Origin of the sequence: Streptomyces sp. NBC_00080 (assembly GCF_045041255.1) — a bacterium.
GTDB classification, from domain to species: Bacteria; Actinomycetota; Actinomycetes; order Streptomycetales; family Streptomycetaceae; genus Streptomyces; species Streptomyces coriariae.
Genome location: NZ_CP108235.1, coordinates 8,431,617 through 8,447,560, shown reverse-complemented (window position 1 = coordinate 8,447,560; position 15,944 = coordinate 8,431,617). Strand labels below are relative to the sequence as shown.

The following is a 15,944-nucleotide window of genomic DNA, read 5'->3' as shown; positions in this document are numbered from 1 at the left end:
GAGTACAAAGCACCGGTACGGAACGCCGGTACGAAGCGCCGACGTGGAACACCGATACGGAGCACCGGCCGGCGGAGGCACCGAAGTCCTCCGCCGGGCGGCGGGAGCGCCGGTCAAGTGGTGGCGCAGGCACTGCCGTTGAGAGTGAACGCGGTCGGTGCGGTGTTGGTCGCTCCCTTGCTGCCGATGAAGCCGACGGTGACCGAACCGCCGGCGGGGACGGTGGACGTGTACGAGGCGGGGGCGACGCTCACCGAGCCGCCGCTCTGGGTGGCGGTCCCGCCCCACATGTTGGTGACGGTCTGGCCGTCGGCGAAGGCGAAGGCCAGCTTCCAGCCGCTGATGGCGGTGGTGCCGGTGTTGCGCAGGGTGATGTCGCCCTGGAAGCCGCCGGGCCACTCCCCCACGACGCGGTAGCCGACGGAGCAGGCCACGGCGGGCGCGCTGCCGGTGGTGACGTTCACTGAGGCGGAGCGGGCCGAGCGGTTCCCGGCGGCGTCGCGGGCGTAGACGGCGAAGGTGTACGCGGTGTTCGCGGTGAGGCCGGTCACGGTGGCGGAGTTGGTGGTCGAGGCGGCGACACCGGTCTCGGTGGTGCCGCTGATCCGTACGACGTCATAGCCGGCGACGCCGATGTTGTCCGTGGCGGCCGTCCAGGAGAGCGTCGCGGAGGTGGCCGTCACCGTGGCGGCGGTCGGGGTACCCGGAGTGGTGGGGGCCTGGGTGTCGCCCGGGGTGCCGCCGCCGAAGATCGTGGCCTCCTCGGCGGTCCGGGCGATGCCGTTGACGCCGTTGAAGATGCGCTGGCCCCATGAACTGAGCTGCGCGGGATCGAAGTTGATCGTCAAGTCGAGGATCGGGTCGGTGTTCCCGCTCCAGGACCAGGCGAGGTAGCCCAGGTCGAGCTGCTGGGCGGTGGCCATCATGGTGTCCTCGTCGGGATCGCCCCACTGGTCGGCGGGGCCGCCGAACTCGCCGATGAGGATCGGGAGTCGGGCGTCGACGAAGGCGTTCAGATAGTCGGTGATCTCCGTGGCGGTGTCGAAGACGCTGTACATGTGGATCGAGAAGATCAGGTTGCCGGTGGTGTCGGCGGCGTACACCGCCTGGGCGTTGGCGCGCATGACGCCCTGCCAGTCCTGACCCCAGTTGGGCGCGTCCACCATGATCGTGTGCTGGAAACCGGCGTTGCGCAGCTTCTTGATCGCGGCGATGGTCGGATCGGTCCAGCCCGCCGGGTCGGTGTTGCCCCAGGGCTCGTTGCCGATGTTGACGATGATGTAGTTCTCCTGGCCGGCCAGGACGTCCTTCAGGCCGATCCAGTAGTCGGCCGCCTGGTCGAGCGTGCCGGCGGCGGTGTCCTCGCCGTACCCGGTGGTGTCGTGCACCTCCAGTACGCAGATGAGCCGGTTGGCCTTGCACTGCGCGACGACGGTCGCCACGTCCGAGGCGCTGTTCGCGCTCCAGCGGTGGCCGTCGGCGAGGACGACGCGCACCGCGTTGGCACCCATCGCCTTGATGTCGGCGAGGGACTGCTGCGTCCTGCCCGGGTACCAGGTGTGGGCGTGGTTGACGCCGCGCATGACGAAGTCGTTCCCGTTGCTCTCGACCAGCCGGCCGTCGCTGATGTGCAGGCCGGTGGCGAGAGCGTCGGGCGATCGGGTCTGGGCCTGGGCGGCGGCCGGGCAGAGGGCACCGACGAGGACCAGGCCGAGGAGGGCCGCGAGTCTGGTCAACAGCGTGCCCAGGGGGTGCGCTCGCGACGCGCCTCGGGTCGTGCTCCTTGCCGTGCGCACAGCTGCACGTACGGCCGTGCTTCTCTTCGTGCTCCTTGCCGTGCTCGGTGTCGTGCTCCTTGCTGTTCTCACTGCGACTCCAGAAGTGAGGCCAAGAAACTCAGGCGGCAGAGGGGGTGGGGGGTGCGGGGGATAGCGTGTGGGAGCGCTCCCATGAAGCCACTACGTCAAGTACACGTCAAGCCCTGGCGCAGGGTCCCGCCGGATGCGGGGAGGTCGCCGAGCCTTGTGGGGAAACCCGTGAGGCCATATCGTTTGACATCAAATGATGCCCCGTGAAGGGAAGACCTGGCATGCCGGACCTCACCCACGACGAGTGGCTGCGCCGCGCCAAGACCCTTGAGGTGCCCGGCGCCCATCACCTCGACGGCGCCGACGAAAGCGGTGGCGGAGCCACCTTCGCCGCCGTCTCGCCCCGGGACGGCCAGGTACTGGCGCGGGTCGCCGACGGGGGCGCGGCCGAGGTGGACGCCGCGGTGGCCGCCGCCCGCCGGGCCTTCGACACCGGCCCCTGGCCGCGCCTCGCACCCGCCGATCGCGGCCGGACGCTGCTCCGGATCGCCGACCTGCTCGAGGAACGGCGTACGGAACTGGCGCTCACCGTCACTCTGGAGATGGGCAAGCCCGTCACCGACGCGTACGGGATCGAGCTGCGGGCCCTCATCAACACCTTCCGCTGGTACGGGCAGTTGGCGGACAAGCTCACCGACGAGGCCCCGCACACCGCTCCCGACGCGCTCGCCCTGGTCACGCGGGAGCCGGCCGGGGTCGTCGGCGCGGTCGTGCCCTGGAACTTCCCGCTCACGCTGGCGGGCTGGAAGGTCGCCCCGGCGCTGGCGGCCGGCTGCGCGGTCGTGCTCAAGCCGTCGGAGAACTCACCGCTCTCCGCCCTGCTGCTGGGCCGGATCGCGACCGAGGCCGGGCTGCCGGCGGGCGTGCTCAACGTGGTCAACGGCCAGGGGCCGGTGGCGGGCCGTGCGCTCGGGCTGCATCCGGACGTCGATGTCCTGGCCTTCACCGGTTCCACCGCCGTGGGCCGCCACTTCCTGCACTACGCCGCCGACTCCAACCTCAAGCGCGTCTGGCTCGAACTGGGCGGCAAGTCCCCCAACATCGTCCTGCCCGACGCCCCCGACCTGGCGAAGGCCGCCGCCACCGCCGCCTGGGGCATCTTCTTCAACCAGGGCGAGATGTGCACCGCACCCTCTCGTCTGCTGGTGCACTCCTCGATCGCCGAACGCGTCACCGAGGCGGTCGTGGCCCGCGCCCGGGAGCTGCGGGTCGGCGACCCCCTCGACCCGGCCACCGAGATGGGCGCGCTGGCCGGCGAGGCTCATCTCGACCGGGTACGGGAGCATGTGGGCACCGGGCTGGCCGAGGGCGCCCGGCTCCGGGCCGGTGGCGAGCGGGTCCTCGCCGACACCGGCGGCAGCTACCTGGAGCCGACGGTCTTCGACCGGGTGGACCCGGGGATGCGCCTGGCCCGCGAGGAGATCTTCGGACCCGTCCTGTCCGTGCTCGCCTTCGACGACGTCGACGAGGCGGTCCGCCTGGCCAACGCCACCGAGTACGGTCTCGCCGCCGGCCTGTGGACCTCCGACCTGTCCACCGCCCACCAGGTCTCGCGCGCGCTCAGGGCGGGCACGGTCTGGGTCAACTGCTACGAGGAGGGCGACCTGACCGTCCCCTTCGGTGGCATGAAGCAGTCGGGCAACGGTCGCGACAAGTCCGCCCACGCCCTGGAGAAGTACACCGAACTGAAGACCACCTGGATCCAGCTGTGACGACGTCCGTACGCCCGCTCATCGCGATCCCCGCCCGCTTCTCCGCCACCACCTCCGCGCTCCGGTACGCCGCAGAGGTCAACGCCCGGGCCCTGATCGAGGCCGTGTGGCGGGCGGGCGGCGAACCGGCGACCATCCACCCCGCCAGGGGCGACGTCGCCTCCCGCCTCGCCCGCTTCGACGGCGTCCTGCTGCCCGGCGGCGGCGACCTCGCCCCACATCGCTACGGCGTCACGGACACCCACGGCAGCGTCTACGACGTCGACGACCTCCAGGACGCCTTCGACCTCGAACTCGCCCGGCGGACCCTCGACTCGGGCCTGCCCCTGCTCGCGATCTGCCGGGGCCTCCAGGTCGTCGACGTCGCCCTCGGCGGCACCCTGGAACAGGACATGGGCGGGCCCGGGCGCGAACACCGGCACGTCGTGCACCCGGTGGAGGTGCTCCGCGGCACGCTGCTGGAGCGGGCAACCGGCGCACAGAAAGTGGAGGTCTCCTGCTACCACCACCAGCGGGTGAACGGCATCGCGGCGGGGCTCACGATCACCGCACGAGCCGCCGACGGCACCGTGGAAGGACTCGAACTCCCCGGCGCGCGAGGCTGGTTCACGGCCGTCCAGTGGCACCCGGAGGACACCGCACACGAGGATCCCGCACAACAGGGACTCTTCGACGCACTGGTCCGGGCCGCCCGCGACAGCCACTGACCCCGCCCACGCCTCCCGGACCGCCCGGCGCGGTCGGGCAGCGCGAGCGGCGGATCCCGGCAGGCCGTGCCGACGGGTGACCCCGGCAGGCAGTGCGGGCGGGCGGTCCGGGCGGGCGCGCGATCAGCGCGGGCAGGAGATGCGGGCGAACGCGCAGGCGGCGCGCCGGGCTGCCCGTTCAGACCGGCAAGCGGCGCGGCCGGGCGGCAACCAGCGCGATCTCCTGCCCCGGCAAGGGCGGCATCCGGCGGCTCCAGCGGGCGGGGTCAGGGCTTCGGCAAGGTCAGGCCTTCGGGCGGCGGCCACTGCGGCGGGGGGCCGGGGCGGCGCCGTCGAGCAGGGCCGTGCGGCGCTCCTCGCCCTTCTCCTCGACCTGACGCACGACGCGGCGCAGCCCGTCGGCGACGCTTCGGCACTCGTCGTCGCTGAGCCGGCTCGCGACGAACGCCTCCTCCTCGTTGAAGGCCGGGAACAGGCGCTTCATCAGCGCCTCCCCCTCATCGGTGAGGCTGAGCAGGACCAGCCTGCCGTCGGCGGGATGTCCGGCCCGCCGCAGCAGGCCCCGGCCTTCCAGCGTCCGCGACACGCCGGTGAGCGTGCCCTTGGAGATCCCGGCCTCCTCGGCGACGTGCCGGGTCTCCGACTCCCCCCACACCCACACCACCCAGAGCACGACGAACGCCGTCCACGTCAGGTCCGAGCCGCGCAGCACGGAGTTCTCCAAATGCTGCCGTACCGCCGAGGCGGCGCGGTAGATGTTGGCGACGACGGCCATCTGCTCCCGCCGCAACGGGATGCCGCCGAGCTTGGCCTCGGCGAGCTTCTCGGCTTCGGCGATGGATCGCTGGCCGGGCATCGGCACACTCCTTCGGCCACGTGACGCGTGGGTCGTCGTGTTGTTCGGACTCAAATTGTACGAAACGACAGGCCCATGGGGAGTGCGCCTCCTCAGGCGGTGAGTGCCGCGACGCGGCGCATCACCTCACGGCAGAACGCGCCGACGGCCGAGGGGTCGTCGATGAACTGGTTGGGCTTGACGCAGAAGGTGGTGAAGCCCAGTTCCAGCTGTTCCGGGATGCAGGCGAGCGCCGCGCCGAGGTCCGCGGTGGAGTGGTCGTCGGGGAAGACCGCACGGGTGCCGCCGATCATCTCCAGGTCGGCGATGTCCCGGCCGGCCGCGGCCATGGCCTCCCTGAGCGTCCGCAGGTCCTGCGGTGTCGGCCGCCCCAGCGGATGGAAGCCGTGGCCGTACCGTACGAGCCTGCGCAGGACGGGCCCGCCGAGACGCTGACCGCCGAACCAGAGCCGTGGTCCGGTGGGCCGGAACGCCTTGGGTTCGAAGTGGACGTCCCGGAACGGGTAGTGCTCGCTCTCGTGCGAGATCGGCGACGCTCCCCAGGCCTTCGCCCAGATGTCGAGGTGCTCGTCGAGCAGCCGCCCGCGCCGCCCGAAGGGGACGCCCAGAGCGTCGTACTCGTCCCGGCTCCAGCTCACCGTCGGCTGCACCAGCAGGCGTCCTTCGCTGATCAGGTCCAGGGTGCCCAGTTCCCGTGCCATCAGCAGCGGGTGGCGCAGGGGTGCCAGGACCGCGGCGGCGGCCAGGCGCAGGCGCTCCGTGACGGAGGCGATGGCGGCGAGCAGGAGCAGCGAGTGGGGCCAGGGAGTGAACGGGTCCTGGTTGCCCGGCAGGGCGTAGTCGCGGGGGTTGCCCATGACTCCGTCGGCGGCGGCGTCCGGGCCGAGCACGATGTGTTCGCTGACCATGACGGCGTCGAAGCCGGCTTCCTCGGCCTCGCGCGCCCACCGGACAGCGGCGGGCAGGTCGGCCCGGCCGCCGGTGAGCGTCCAGTTCTCGCTGAGGACGAGCAGCATCCGAGGTGCGCCGGTCGCGTCTGCGGTGGTCATTTCTTCTCCTCCGTGTTCCGTGCCTGCTCAGCGCTCGTGCACGATCCGGCCGTCGAACACCGTCAGGTCCACCTCGGCGTCGGTGAGGGTGTGCGGGTCCCGGTCCAGCAGGGGGCGGTCCAGGACACACAGATCCGCGACCTTCCCGGTCTCGATCGACCCCTTCCAGCCCTCGGCGAAGTCCTGTCGGGCCGGGTTGACCGTGTACGAGCGCAGCGCGTCCGCCAGCGGTACGCACTGCTCGGGCCCGCTGGGCCGGCCGCTGGCCTTGGACTCCCGCAGCAGCATCGCGGTCACCCCCTGCCGCCAGTCGGGCTCCGTGATCGGCGCGTCGGAGCTCGCACACACGGTCACCCCGGCCTCGACCGCCGACCGTACGGGCCACTGGTAGGCGGAGCGCTCGGGGCCGACGACCTCGTCCATCAGGTCGGAGATGGTCCACTTGATGGCCGGGTTCATGTTGACGCCGTAGCCGTGGGCGGCCAGCTTGGCGAGGCTGCGCGCGCCGACGAAGTCGCCGTGGATGACGTAATGCCGGGCGTCCGGTCGCGGCACGGCGGTGTTCGCGGCGACGAAGGCGTCGACGACCTCGTCGATGGCCCGGTCGCCGGTGACATGCACGCCGAGCTGGAAGCCAGCCTCATGGGCGACGCGGATCATCTCGCGCAGTTCGTCGCTGCGCAGGGCCGGTGTGTCGCCGTGCACGCACAGCGCGCCATGGCCACCGTCCGCGTACGGCTCGTTCATCCACGCCGTGCGGTTGGGCGGCACCCCGTCGGCGAAGATCTTGACGCCGATGGCGTTCAGCAGCCGCGGGTCCGCGGTGCCCGGGCGGCGCAGTTCGGCCAGTCCCCTGCGCACGTCGTCGGCCGAGCCGCCCATCGGGGCGGGCAGCAGCAGGACGCTGACCCGGGCCTGGAGCTCTCCGCTCGCGGCGAGTTCGGCGTAGGCGGTCCAGTTGTCGGTGCTCAGCCCGCCGAGGAGGGAGGTGGCGCCGCCGGGGCCGAGTCCCGGCTCGGTGTAGCTGGTGATGCCACGGGTGTGGAGTTCGCGCACCACACCCCGGACGGCTTCGCGGCGTTGCGCGACGGTGGGCGAGGGCAGCCGGGCGTTGACGAGTTCCTGGGCGGCCTCACGCAGGATGCCGGTGGGCCGGCCGTCGGGGTCGGCGTCGATGACACCGCCCGGCGGGGGCCGGTCGGCCCCGTCGACGCCGCAACGGCGCAGCGCGGCGCTGTTGACCCACACGAGGTGCGAGGAGAAGTGGGTCAGACAGACCGGGTGGTCGGGTGCGACCTTGTCGAGGTCCCGACGGTGCGGGAAGCGCCCGGGGTCGGCCAGACATTCGGCCAGGTAGCCGGTGTCCCAGCCCAGGCCGATGATCCAGTCGCCGGGCCGGGCCGTGCGGGCCGCCCGCCCGACGGCGTCGGCGATGTCGGCGATCGATCCGACCGCCGGGTGGCCGACGTCGAGGGCGAACGGCGGCTTGGTCAGGCCGTACGCGGCTCCGTGGAGGTGGGAGTCGTTGATGCCGGGCAGCACGCTCCGGCCGCCGAGTTCGACGAGCCGGGTGCCGGGTCCGACCAGGGCGCGCATCTCCGCGTCGCTGCCGACGGCGACGATGTCCCGCCCGCGCACGGCCACGCCCTCGCTCACGGTGAAGTCGGCGTCGACGGTCAGGACCTGGCCGCCGGTCAGGACGAGGGAGGGGGCACTGTCGTTCACGTGGGTCCTCTCGGAGTGGGGGCGGGGTGGGGCGATGCGCGTCACCGGGTCGGTCGCGGGCCGAGGCAGGCGAGGGCCGCTCCCGCGACCAGGGCGGTGCCCTGGGCCATCTGCTGCCAGAACGTCGGCACGCTCAGCAGTGTCAGGCCGTTCTGGAGACAGCCGAGGAACAGCACGCCGAGCAGGACACCGAGGACCGAACCGGAGCCGCCGGTGAGCGCCACCCCGCCGAGGAGGACGGCGGTGAGCACGGTCAGTTCGAACCCGGCCCCCGAGGTGCCGGCGACGACGCTGTCCAGCACCGACGCCTTGATCGCCCCGGCCAGCGCGGCGGCGGCCCCGGTGACGAGGAACAGCGCGAACGGCGTACGGCGGACGGCGATGCCGGAGAGGTAGGCGGCCTCCCGGTTGACGCCGATCGCGAAGACGTGCCGCCCGGCCGGGGTGAGCGCCAGGAACAGGGCGCCCGCGACCAGGACGAGCGCGGCGAGGACGACCGGTGCGTCGATCCCGGCGATCCGCGACCCGCCGAGCCAGGCGAACCCGGAGCCGAACCCGCTCAGCGGCAGCGGGAAGAGCTGCTGGGCGAAGCCGCGCACCGCCGTCAGCATGCCCAGCGTCACGATGAACGCGGACAGTCCCAGGTAGCAGCACAGGATGCCGTTCACGGCACCGACCGCGGCGCCCACCGCCAGCGCGCCGAGGACGGCGACGAGCGGGGGCTGGTGCTGCTGCCCGGCGAGCCAGCCGGCCACCAGTCCGCCGAGTGCGAGGGTGGAGCCGACCGAGAGGTCGAGGTAGCCGCTGATGACCAGCAGGGCCAGGGGCACGGCCACGATGGCCAGGGTGGCGGCGTCGGTGGCGATGCCGCGCAGGTTGCCCGCGTCCAGGAAGGTGCCGGTCGTCAGCTGGAAGACCAGCACCATGAGGGCGAGGACGAGGAGCAGCGGATGCCGCCGTACGGCGTTCAGCCCGACGTCCGCCCGCGCTCGCGGGGTCGGCGGGAAGGGGTCGGTGGAGGCTGTGGTCGTGGTCGCGGTGGTCATGCCGCTCCTTCCGGGCTCGGGGAGGTCGGGTGGTCGGCTTCGTGGACGGCCGAGAGCAGGGCGGCCTCGGTGAGCCCGGCGCCGGTCAGTTCGCCGACGACACGGCCGGCGGCGACGATCAGGCAGCGGTGGGCGAGCGCGACGATCTCCTCGGGGTCGCTCGAGGCGAACAGCACGGCGGTGTCCCGCTGTTCGGCCAGCGAGGACACCACCTGGTAGATCTCCTGGCGGGCGCCCACGTCGACGCCCTGGGTGGGCTCGTCCAGGAGCAGCACGCCGATGTCGCGCGCGTCATTGATCCACCTGCCGAGGACGAGCTTCTGCTGGTTCCCGCCGGAGAAGGCGGCGGCCGGCAGCCGTGGTCGGCCCGGGCGCAGCCCCACGGCTTCGGACAGCGCGCCGAAGATCCGCCGTTCGGCACGCAGGGCCCGCACTCCGTGCCGGGCCAGCGTGCGTACCGACGGGAGCAGCGCGTTGTCCTGTGCGCTCAGCACCGGGAACACCGCCTGTCGGCGTCGGTCCCCCGGGACGAGGGCGAGGCCTGCGGCGAGCGCGTCCGCGGGACGGGTCACGGTGACGGTCCGGTCCCCCACGCGGACGGTTCCGGCTGTCGCGGGGCGCCTGCCGAAGAGGGTCTCGAGGATGCGGGTGCGGCCTGCGCCGACGAGGCCGTACAGGCCGACGATCTCGCCCTCCGCGACGGCCAGGTCGACGGGGCCGAAGCCGGGGCCTTGCAGGGCTGCCACGGTGAGGCGGGGAGCGCGTGGGCGCCTGTGGGACGGGGGCCGCTTGTCGTCCGGCGGCGGTACGGTCGTCCGCGGCCGGTCGCGCGGTTCCCCGCGCACCGTGAGTCGTTCTCCCGGGCCGTGCCCGGCAGACGCCCCTCCGACGATGGCCTCCACCAGTTCTCTTCTGGTCTGCCCCGAGACCGTCGAGCGGTGGCTCACGCGGCCGTCCCTCAGTACCGTCACCGCGTCCGCGAGTCGCTCCACCTCGGCGAGCAGATGGGTGACGTAGACGATGGCCAGGCCCTGGTCCCGCAGGTGCTCGACGCGCGCGGCGAGGGCGTCGCCCTCCGACCCGGACAGGGCTGCCGTGGGTTCGTCCAGGACGAGCACCGAGGCACTGCGGCTGAGCGCCTTGGCGATCTCCACCAACTGCCGCTGCGCCATGGGGAGTTCTCCCACCCGGTCGCGAGGCGAGCAGGTTGCCGTCACCCGCTCCAGCAGACCGGCGGCCACCTCTTCCTGGGCGCGTCGGTGGACGGTTCCGTACCGGGTCCACTCCTGACCGAGGAAGATGTTCTCGGCCACCGTCAGGGAGTCGACGACGCTGAGCGTCTGGAAGATGATCGCCACACCGGCGGCGATCGACTCGCGCGGACTCAGCCGGGTGTGGGCGGTCCCGTTCACCGCCATCGTGCCGGTGTCCGGCGGGAAGGCGCCGCCGAGACACTTGATCAGGGTCGACTTGCCGGCGCCGTTGTGGCCGAGGAGCGCGTGCACCTGGCCCGCCGGGACGGTGAGGTCGACGCCGTCCAGTGCACGGACGCCGCCGAAGGACTTGCCGAGGCCGCTGATGCGGAGGGTCGGTTCCGTCATCGCGGGCGCCTAGGAGTTCTGGGCGAGCAGGGCGTCGATGCGCGCGGTGTCGCCGGGCCCGACCAGCGTGATGGGCACCTGGACGCCGGGGTTCGTCTTCCCCGCGGCGACCGCGAGGGGTACGTCGACGACGGCGTTCGCGATGTCCTGCGGCGCCAGGGCGGCCGACGCGCGGTAGAAGGTGCCCTGTTTGATCGCCAGGAGGGAGGGGGCCGCGCCGTCCTGTCCGCCGACGAAGGTCCTGGCGTCGGTCGTCCCGCGGCCCGTCTGCTGGAGCGCCTTGAACCCGCCGTACGCGGCGGCGTCCGTGACCCCGAGGATGATGTTGAGGTCGGGGTGCTCGGCCAGCAGGGCGCGGGACTTCGACAGCCCGGTGTCGGGGTCGATGGCCTGCTCCCGGGCGACCACGTCGACGCCGGGCGCGGCCTTGGTGAAGGCGTCGATCATGCCCTTGGTGCGCTCGCGGCCGAGTTGGATCGTGTCGTCCGTGAGGAACGCGATCTTGCCCTTGCCGCCGAGCCGCTCGTGCGCCCACCGGGCGGCGGCCTCCCCCAGGAGCGTGCCGCCCTCGCGGAAGCTGAACTGGATGTCCGCGCTCTGGTGCTCCAGCGATCCGCCGTACGTGACCCAGATCAGCCCGGCGTCCATGGCGGCCTCGGCGATCGACTCGGCGGCCTCGAAGACCATCGGGAACGACACGATGGCCGGGACCTTCCGGGAGACCCAGGTGTGCAGATTGGTGGCCTGGGTGTCGGCGCTGCTCGCGTCGCTCGTGGTCAGCAGGGAGACGCCGTGCTTCTTGGCGGCGGCGGAGGACAGTTTGACCAGGGTCGAGTAGAGCGGGAGCTGGGTGAAGGGGTAGTCCAGGCCGATCCGGCCGAGGGTGCGCGCCCCCGTCGCCGAGGCTCCCGCGGCCTGCGTGGAGTTCGTCCCCTCGTCCGGTGCCGCGCAGCCGGCGGCGCCCAGGAGTGCGGTGGCGAGGGTGCCGCCGGACAGGGCGAGGAACTGCCGGCGCGAGGCCTGGGAAGGGGACGGAAATCTGTTCATGGCGGCGGTCTCCGAGGAATGTGGCCCGGTCCTGCTGACGTCGGGCGTCCGGCTGTCCGAACAGGAAAGACCCGGGCGTCCCGGCCCGCCATCCGTACAAATACCGACCGTCCGAAGAGCTGGGCGGTGGTGGCGGACGTCCGGTCACGAAATCGGCGAACGTCTTGTCCGGCCACCGAAGGACCCATATCGTTAGGGACCAAACGACATTCCTGGTCGTGGGTTCCCGGAGGCCCGCATGATCAGCCACCAGCAGCTCGCGGCAGCCACCCGCATCGGCATGCTCACCCGCGAACGCGACACCGCGTCCGCCTGCGCCCAGGCCCTGCACGAGCTCGCTCACGCCCTCCCGCTGGACGCGGCGACACTGCTCGCCATCGATCCGATCAGGGGCACCCATGTACAGCTCGCGGGCATCGGCTACCCCGCCGGGACGTCCGAGTCGCTGGCCGCCGAGTTCACCTCGACGCCCTGGTACGCCAACGTGGTCCGGCAGAGCCTGCCCCAGTCCATCACCGAGGACGTCGAGGACATGACGTCCGGCGGGCAGCGCTTCCGCAACGGCTGGTTCTACGCCGAGCGGGTCCGCCCCGCCGGGTTCCGGGACGCGCTGACCGGCGCCCTGCGCCACCAGGGCCGCCTGGTCGGACTGGTCAACCTGTCCGCCGCGGGGCCGGGCACCTACGACACGGAGGCGCGCCGGCTGCTGGCCTCGATCCTGCCCGCCCTCGGCGCGCTCGCCGACCCGACGTCGCACAGCGGCGACATCCACGACCTGCCGGCCGCCGCGGGCGCGAACCTGGTCACGGCCGACGGCTCCATCGACCTGCCCGGCCGCGGGCCCGCCAGGGTGCTGACGGACCCCGCGTTCCGCCGCCTGGTCGCGGAGTTCACCGCTTCGGGCGGCCTGCGGCTGCGGGCACTGTGGCCGGTGGGGCGCGACTGGCACCGGGTCGTGCTGCGCCGGTGCACCTCGGGGTCACCGATCGCCCGGCAGTCGGTCCTGGTGACCGAGACGCCCACCGAGCTGCCGTACGGTCTGAGCCCGCGCGAGCTGGAGGTGCTCACCCGCGCCGCCCGCGGCCAGACCAACCAGGCCATCGCCCAGGCCCTGTTCCTGTCCCCGCGGACCGTGCACAGCCACGTCGAGCATCTGCTCCGCAAGACCGGCAGCGCCTCCCGCGCCGAGGCCACGGCGCTCGCCCTGCGGGACGGCCTGCTGAGGCCCACGACCGAGGACCTGGAACACTTCGTCGAGCGGCTCCCGGCCGCCTGAGACACCGGCCTCTCCGCCTGCCGAGAGCGCACAGCACCTCACTGCTGTCGACAGAAATACCTTTCCCCCGCCTCCAACCCCATGACCGACCCTTGATGTCGACACCAAGTAGGAGTACGCGCCGTGTCACGGTCGCGGGTGACGGGCGGCAACTTCCCCGTGGACGGCGGGGTGTTGGCCAAGCGAACTGTTCTCAGGGGGTGTTGCGGCGAGGGCTACGAGGCGGCGTGACGGCCGCGTGCGGGCTCCCGGCCGCGTGCCGCGCCGTCCTGCGACAACTGCTCCTCCACGGCCCGCTGCGCCCGTACGGTCGCCCCCGCGATCAGGGCGGAGGCCAGCTCCCCGTCCCGCTCCTCGCAGGCCTGGAGCAGCCGTTCCTGGTAGTCGACGCTGTGCGCGAGCCGGCCTGCCCGGGTCAGGCCGAGGTGCCGCAGCATCAGCGTGCGCAGGGCCAGCGAGTCCAGGATCTGCTTCAGCGTGGGGTTGCCGACGATCTCGGCCATCCGCTCCTGGAGCAGCACGTGGTTCCAGAAGTACCCGTCGACGTCACCGCCGTCGGCGAGCTTGCGCATCCGTTCGACCCGGGTGCGCAGCTCGGCCAGTTCCTCGTCGTCGGCCCGCTCCACCAGCAGCCCCGCGAGCATCGACAGGAGGTTCCTGCGCACCTGGTAGATGTCCCGGATGTCCTGCGGGGTCGGCGCGGCCACCCTGGGGCGGCGGCGCGCCCTCATCTCGACCAGGCCCTCCTGTTCGAGGAGCATCAGCGCCTCGCGGACGGGCGTACGGCTGGTCTCGAACCGGCGTGAGAGATCGACGCTGTTGAGGTCCTGACCTGGCTCCAGCCGGCCCTCGATGATGCCCGCGCCGACCCATTCGGCGATCTGCGCGACCAGCGGTTCACGCCGCTCCCGCAGCCGCAGGAGGCACTCCAGCACGAGGCGCGTGTCCTGATCGGTCATGCGGCACTTCCCCCTGCCTGTCCGGGCTCACAGCCGACGCAACGGTGTCGACACTGTCCCACCCCAGGGCGGTCCCCGCCGTAGATCCCCCGCTTGCTGTCGACAGACAGGCCCCCATACCGCACCGGAGAAGCGAGGAGATGTCCGGCCCCGCGCGAGCACCGGAGGAGCCCGCGTACGAGACGGCCCGCGACGCCCTGGGTGAACGCACCCTCTTCGAACTGTCCACGCCGGTGGGCTACCACAGCACCCCGGCTCTCCAGCCACGGCTCCTCGGCGTCCCGGCCTGACGGCGATTTCCCCGGATCTCGTCGAGCGGGTCCGCTACGGAACTGCTTGCCGAAGTCCGTGGATTCGCTCGACCATCGAGTGACGGGCGTGTGTGGGTATTGTATCCGCCGGTCATTCCGTGATGGTGTATCAGCCTTTCGGTACGGATTCATCCGCCGTCGCTCCCGAGGAAGCCTTGCGGCGATATCTGCGGTGCAGTAACTACGTGAACCATGAACCTGTTCACCCGTGGCGCATCCTCGCGACGCCCGGCTCCCCCCACAGCTCCGCAACGCACCGCCGACTCGCCCTCCCATCGCTCCGCCGGCCTGCCGAATCCCGCCCTCGCGGCGCTGACCGGCGACTGGATGATCGACCCGGCGCACAGCCGTATCGGCTTCTCCGTCCGGCACGCCCTGGTGACCACCGTGCGCGGTGCCTTCACGGAGTACCAGAGCCGGCTCTACTTCGACGGCCGCGATCCGGCCCGCTCACGGGCCGAGATCGTGTTGTCCACCGCAAGCGTCGACACCGGCGTGGAGCAACGCGACGCCCATTTGACCGGCCGTGACTTCTTGGACGCCGCGACCCATCCGCGTATGCGTTTCGCCAGTACCGCCGTGCAACTCGCGGGCCCCGACGTCTATCGCATGACCGGCGACCTCACCATCAAAGAGACCACTCGCCCCGTAGCCCTTGAACTCACCTACATAGGACATGTCACCGACCCGTTCGGTTACGAAAGGGCCGGATTCGACGGGACCACCACCATCGACCGTTCCGAATGGGGTCTGACGTACAACGCGCGACTGGCCGAGGGCGGCGCCATGGTGAGCGAGAAGGTGCGCCTCCAGTTCGACATCGCCGCCATTCGCACCTCCGTGCGCTGACCGGCTCGGGGGGAAGTCAGCGCAGGGCCCCCTTGGTGACGTCGGCGATGAATCCCCCACGGCCCACCGGGTGGTGACCCGGCAGCGGTGGCGAAGCCGGGAGGGGAGGGGGCTCACCCGCATCAGGACCCCCGCGCGCAACCCGACGCCCGGCCCTGCAAGCGGCGGTGAACAGGCTCAATAGGTGGCACGTCGAAGTCGGCCGCCCGGCGTCTCGACGCCGGGCGGGCGGGAGCCCGCGGAGAGTCGGATGCGGGCGACTCCGGCAGCCATGCAGCCATGCCTCCACGCCGCGTCGAGCGCGCGTCCCGGCCCGCATGCGCACTTCTCCGTACGAGATCCGCCTCGAGCCGGGCGGTATCAGTCCGCTTCCGTCAGGGCCACCCGCGCGGCGGCGAGGATCTTCTCGGAGAGGGGTGAGTCCTTGGTGGCCCGCGCCAGGACGAGTGCGCCGAGCATCGTGCACAGCCGGGCGATGCCGTCCTCGTCCTCGGTGGCGAGCCACTCGGCGAAGTCGCCCACGCCCTCGGTGTAGACCCGATGCGCCCCGTCGGCGCCGGGTTCACGGGCCATGTCGTGGGCGAGCGCGGCGGTGGGACAGCCTTCCGCCGGGTTGTCGCGGTGCTCGACGGACAGATAGGCGTCGATCAGCGCCCGCTGGGCGGCGGCGCGCTGCCCGGTGCCCTGTTCGAGGGCGGCCGCGCGACGCTGGGCGAGTTCCCCGAAGGCATGGGCGGTGGCTTCGTCGATGAGCGCGTCCTTGGAGGCGAACTGCTTGTAGAAGCCGCCGTGCGTCAGCCCGGACGCCTTCATCAGGTCGGCGACGCTGATGTGCGTGCCCTGCTCGCGGAACAGCCGGGAGGCGGTTCGCACGACCCGCTCGCGATTCTCCCGCGCCTGCGCCTGTGACACACGACCCATCGGACCTCCTCGGTTGA

Annotated in this window: 14 protein-coding genes; 5 read left to right on the top strand and 9 right to left on the bottom strand. The window is 72.1% G+C overall.

What is annotated here, in order from left to right; all coding sequences use genetic code 11:
* Nucleotides 1–113: 113 nt before the first annotated feature.
* Nucleotides 114–1,796, bottom strand: coding sequence for a cellulase family glycosylhydrolase (locus OHU34_RS37725; RefSeq protein WP_372481812.1), 1,683 nt, complete (start codon nucleotides 1,794–1,796; stop codon nucleotides 114–116).
* 293 nt (nucleotides 1,797–2,089) lie between these two features.
* On the opposite strand from OHU34_RS37725, the gene OHU34_RS37720 reads away from it, so the two are divergent.
* Nucleotides 2,090–3,580 (top strand): aldehyde dehydrogenase, encoded by a 1,491-nt coding sequence (locus tag OHU34_RS37720; RefSeq protein WP_405770613.1) that lies wholly within the window; start codon nucleotides 2,090–2,092, stop codon nucleotides 3,578–3,580.
* Nucleotides 3,577–4,287 (top strand): gamma-glutamyl-gamma-aminobutyrate hydrolase family protein, encoded by a 711-nt coding sequence (locus tag OHU34_RS37715; protein ID WP_405770610.1) that lies wholly within the window; start codon nucleotides 3,577–3,579, stop codon nucleotides 4,285–4,287. Before OHU34_RS37720 ends, OHU34_RS37715 begins: the two co-directional genes overlap by 4 nt.
* 283 nt (nucleotides 4,288–4,570) lie before the next feature.
* On the opposite strand, the gene OHU34_RS37710 is transcribed toward OHU34_RS37715, so the two are convergent.
* From OHU34_RS37710 to OHU34_RS37685, 6 genes are all read right to left on the bottom strand, one after another.
* Nucleotides 4,571–5,143, bottom strand: coding sequence for a MarR family winged helix-turn-helix transcriptional regulator (locus OHU34_RS37710; RefSeq protein ID WP_020126034.1), 573 nt, complete (start codon nucleotides 5,141–5,143; stop codon nucleotides 4,571–4,573).
* A gap of 92 nt (nucleotides 5,144–5,235) precedes the next feature.
* Nucleotides 5,236–6,192, bottom strand: coding sequence for a TIGR03619 family F420-dependent LLM class oxidoreductase (locus OHU34_RS37705; RefSeq protein ID WP_142268897.1), 957 nt, complete (start codon nucleotides 6,190–6,192; stop codon nucleotides 5,236–5,238).
* A 27-nt stretch (nucleotides 6,193–6,219) separates the two neighbouring features.
* A complete protein-coding gene (locus OHU34_RS37700; RefSeq protein ID WP_405770606.1) occupies nucleotides 6,220–7,917 on the bottom strand; it encodes an amidohydrolase in 1,698 nt (565 codons plus the stop codon).
* A gap of 41 nt (nucleotides 7,918–7,958) precedes the next feature.
* Nucleotides 7,959–8,963 (bottom strand): ABC transporter permease, encoded by a 1,005-nt coding sequence (locus tag OHU34_RS37695; RefSeq protein ID WP_142268899.1) that lies wholly within the window; start codon nucleotides 8,961–8,963, stop codon nucleotides 7,959–7,961.
* On the bottom strand, nucleotides 8,960–10,564 hold the full coding sequence (locus OHU34_RS37690; protein WP_405770603.1) for a sugar ABC transporter ATP-binding protein: 1,605 nt from the start codon (nucleotides 10,562–10,564) through the stop codon (nucleotides 8,960–8,962). Before OHU34_RS37690 ends, OHU34_RS37695 begins: the two co-directional genes overlap by 4 nt.
* A 9-nt stretch (nucleotides 10,565–10,573) precedes the next feature.
* Nucleotides 10,574–11,611 (bottom strand): sugar ABC transporter substrate-binding protein, encoded by a 1,038-nt coding sequence (locus tag OHU34_RS37685; RefSeq protein ID WP_405770600.1) that lies wholly within the window; start codon nucleotides 11,609–11,611, stop codon nucleotides 10,574–10,576.
* A 238-nt stretch (nucleotides 11,612–11,849) separates the two neighbouring features.
* Between OHU34_RS37685 and OHU34_RS37680 the strand changes: the two genes are divergently transcribed.
* The gene (locus tag OHU34_RS37680) at nucleotides 11,850–12,887 is read left to right on the top strand and encodes a LuxR C-terminal-related transcriptional regulator (RefSeq protein ID WP_142268902.1); all 1,038 of its coding nucleotides are present in this window, start codon (nucleotides 11,850–11,852) and stop codon (nucleotides 12,885–12,887) included.
* Nucleotides 12,888–13,102: 215 nt separating this feature from the next.
* Here OHU34_RS37680 and OHU34_RS37675 read toward each other — a convergent pair whose 3' ends face one another.
* Nucleotides 13,103–13,846: a GntR family transcriptional regulator gene (locus tag OHU34_RS37675; RefSeq protein ID WP_142268903.1), complete on the bottom strand. Its 744-nt coding sequence runs from the start codon at nucleotides 13,844–13,846 to the stop codon at nucleotides 13,103–13,105.
* 140 nt (nucleotides 13,847–13,986) lie between these two features.
* Between OHU34_RS37675 and OHU34_RS37670 the strand changes: the two genes are divergently transcribed.
* Together OHU34_RS37670 and OHU34_RS37665 are read left to right on the top strand one after the other, a co-directional pair.
* Nucleotides 13,987–14,136 (top strand): hypothetical protein, encoded by a 150-nt coding sequence (locus OHU34_RS37670; RefSeq protein ID WP_160160048.1) that lies wholly within the window; start codon nucleotides 13,987–13,989, stop codon nucleotides 14,134–14,136.
* Nucleotides 14,137–14,349: 213 nt separating this feature from the next.
* Nucleotides 14,350–15,006, top strand: coding sequence for a YceI family protein (locus tag OHU34_RS37665; RefSeq protein WP_142268904.1), 657 nt, complete (start codon nucleotides 14,350–14,352; stop codon nucleotides 15,004–15,006).
* 360 nt (nucleotides 15,007–15,366) lie between these two features.
* Here OHU34_RS37665 and OHU34_RS37660 read toward each other — a convergent pair whose 3' ends face one another.
* Nucleotides 15,367–15,927 carry a TetR/AcrR family transcriptional regulator gene (locus tag OHU34_RS37660; RefSeq protein WP_142268905.1) on the bottom strand — a complete coding sequence of 187 codons (561 nt, stop codon included), beginning with the start codon at nucleotides 15,925–15,927 and terminating at the stop codon, nucleotides 15,367–15,369.
* Between the last annotated feature and the right edge of the window lie 17 nt (nucleotides 15,928–15,944).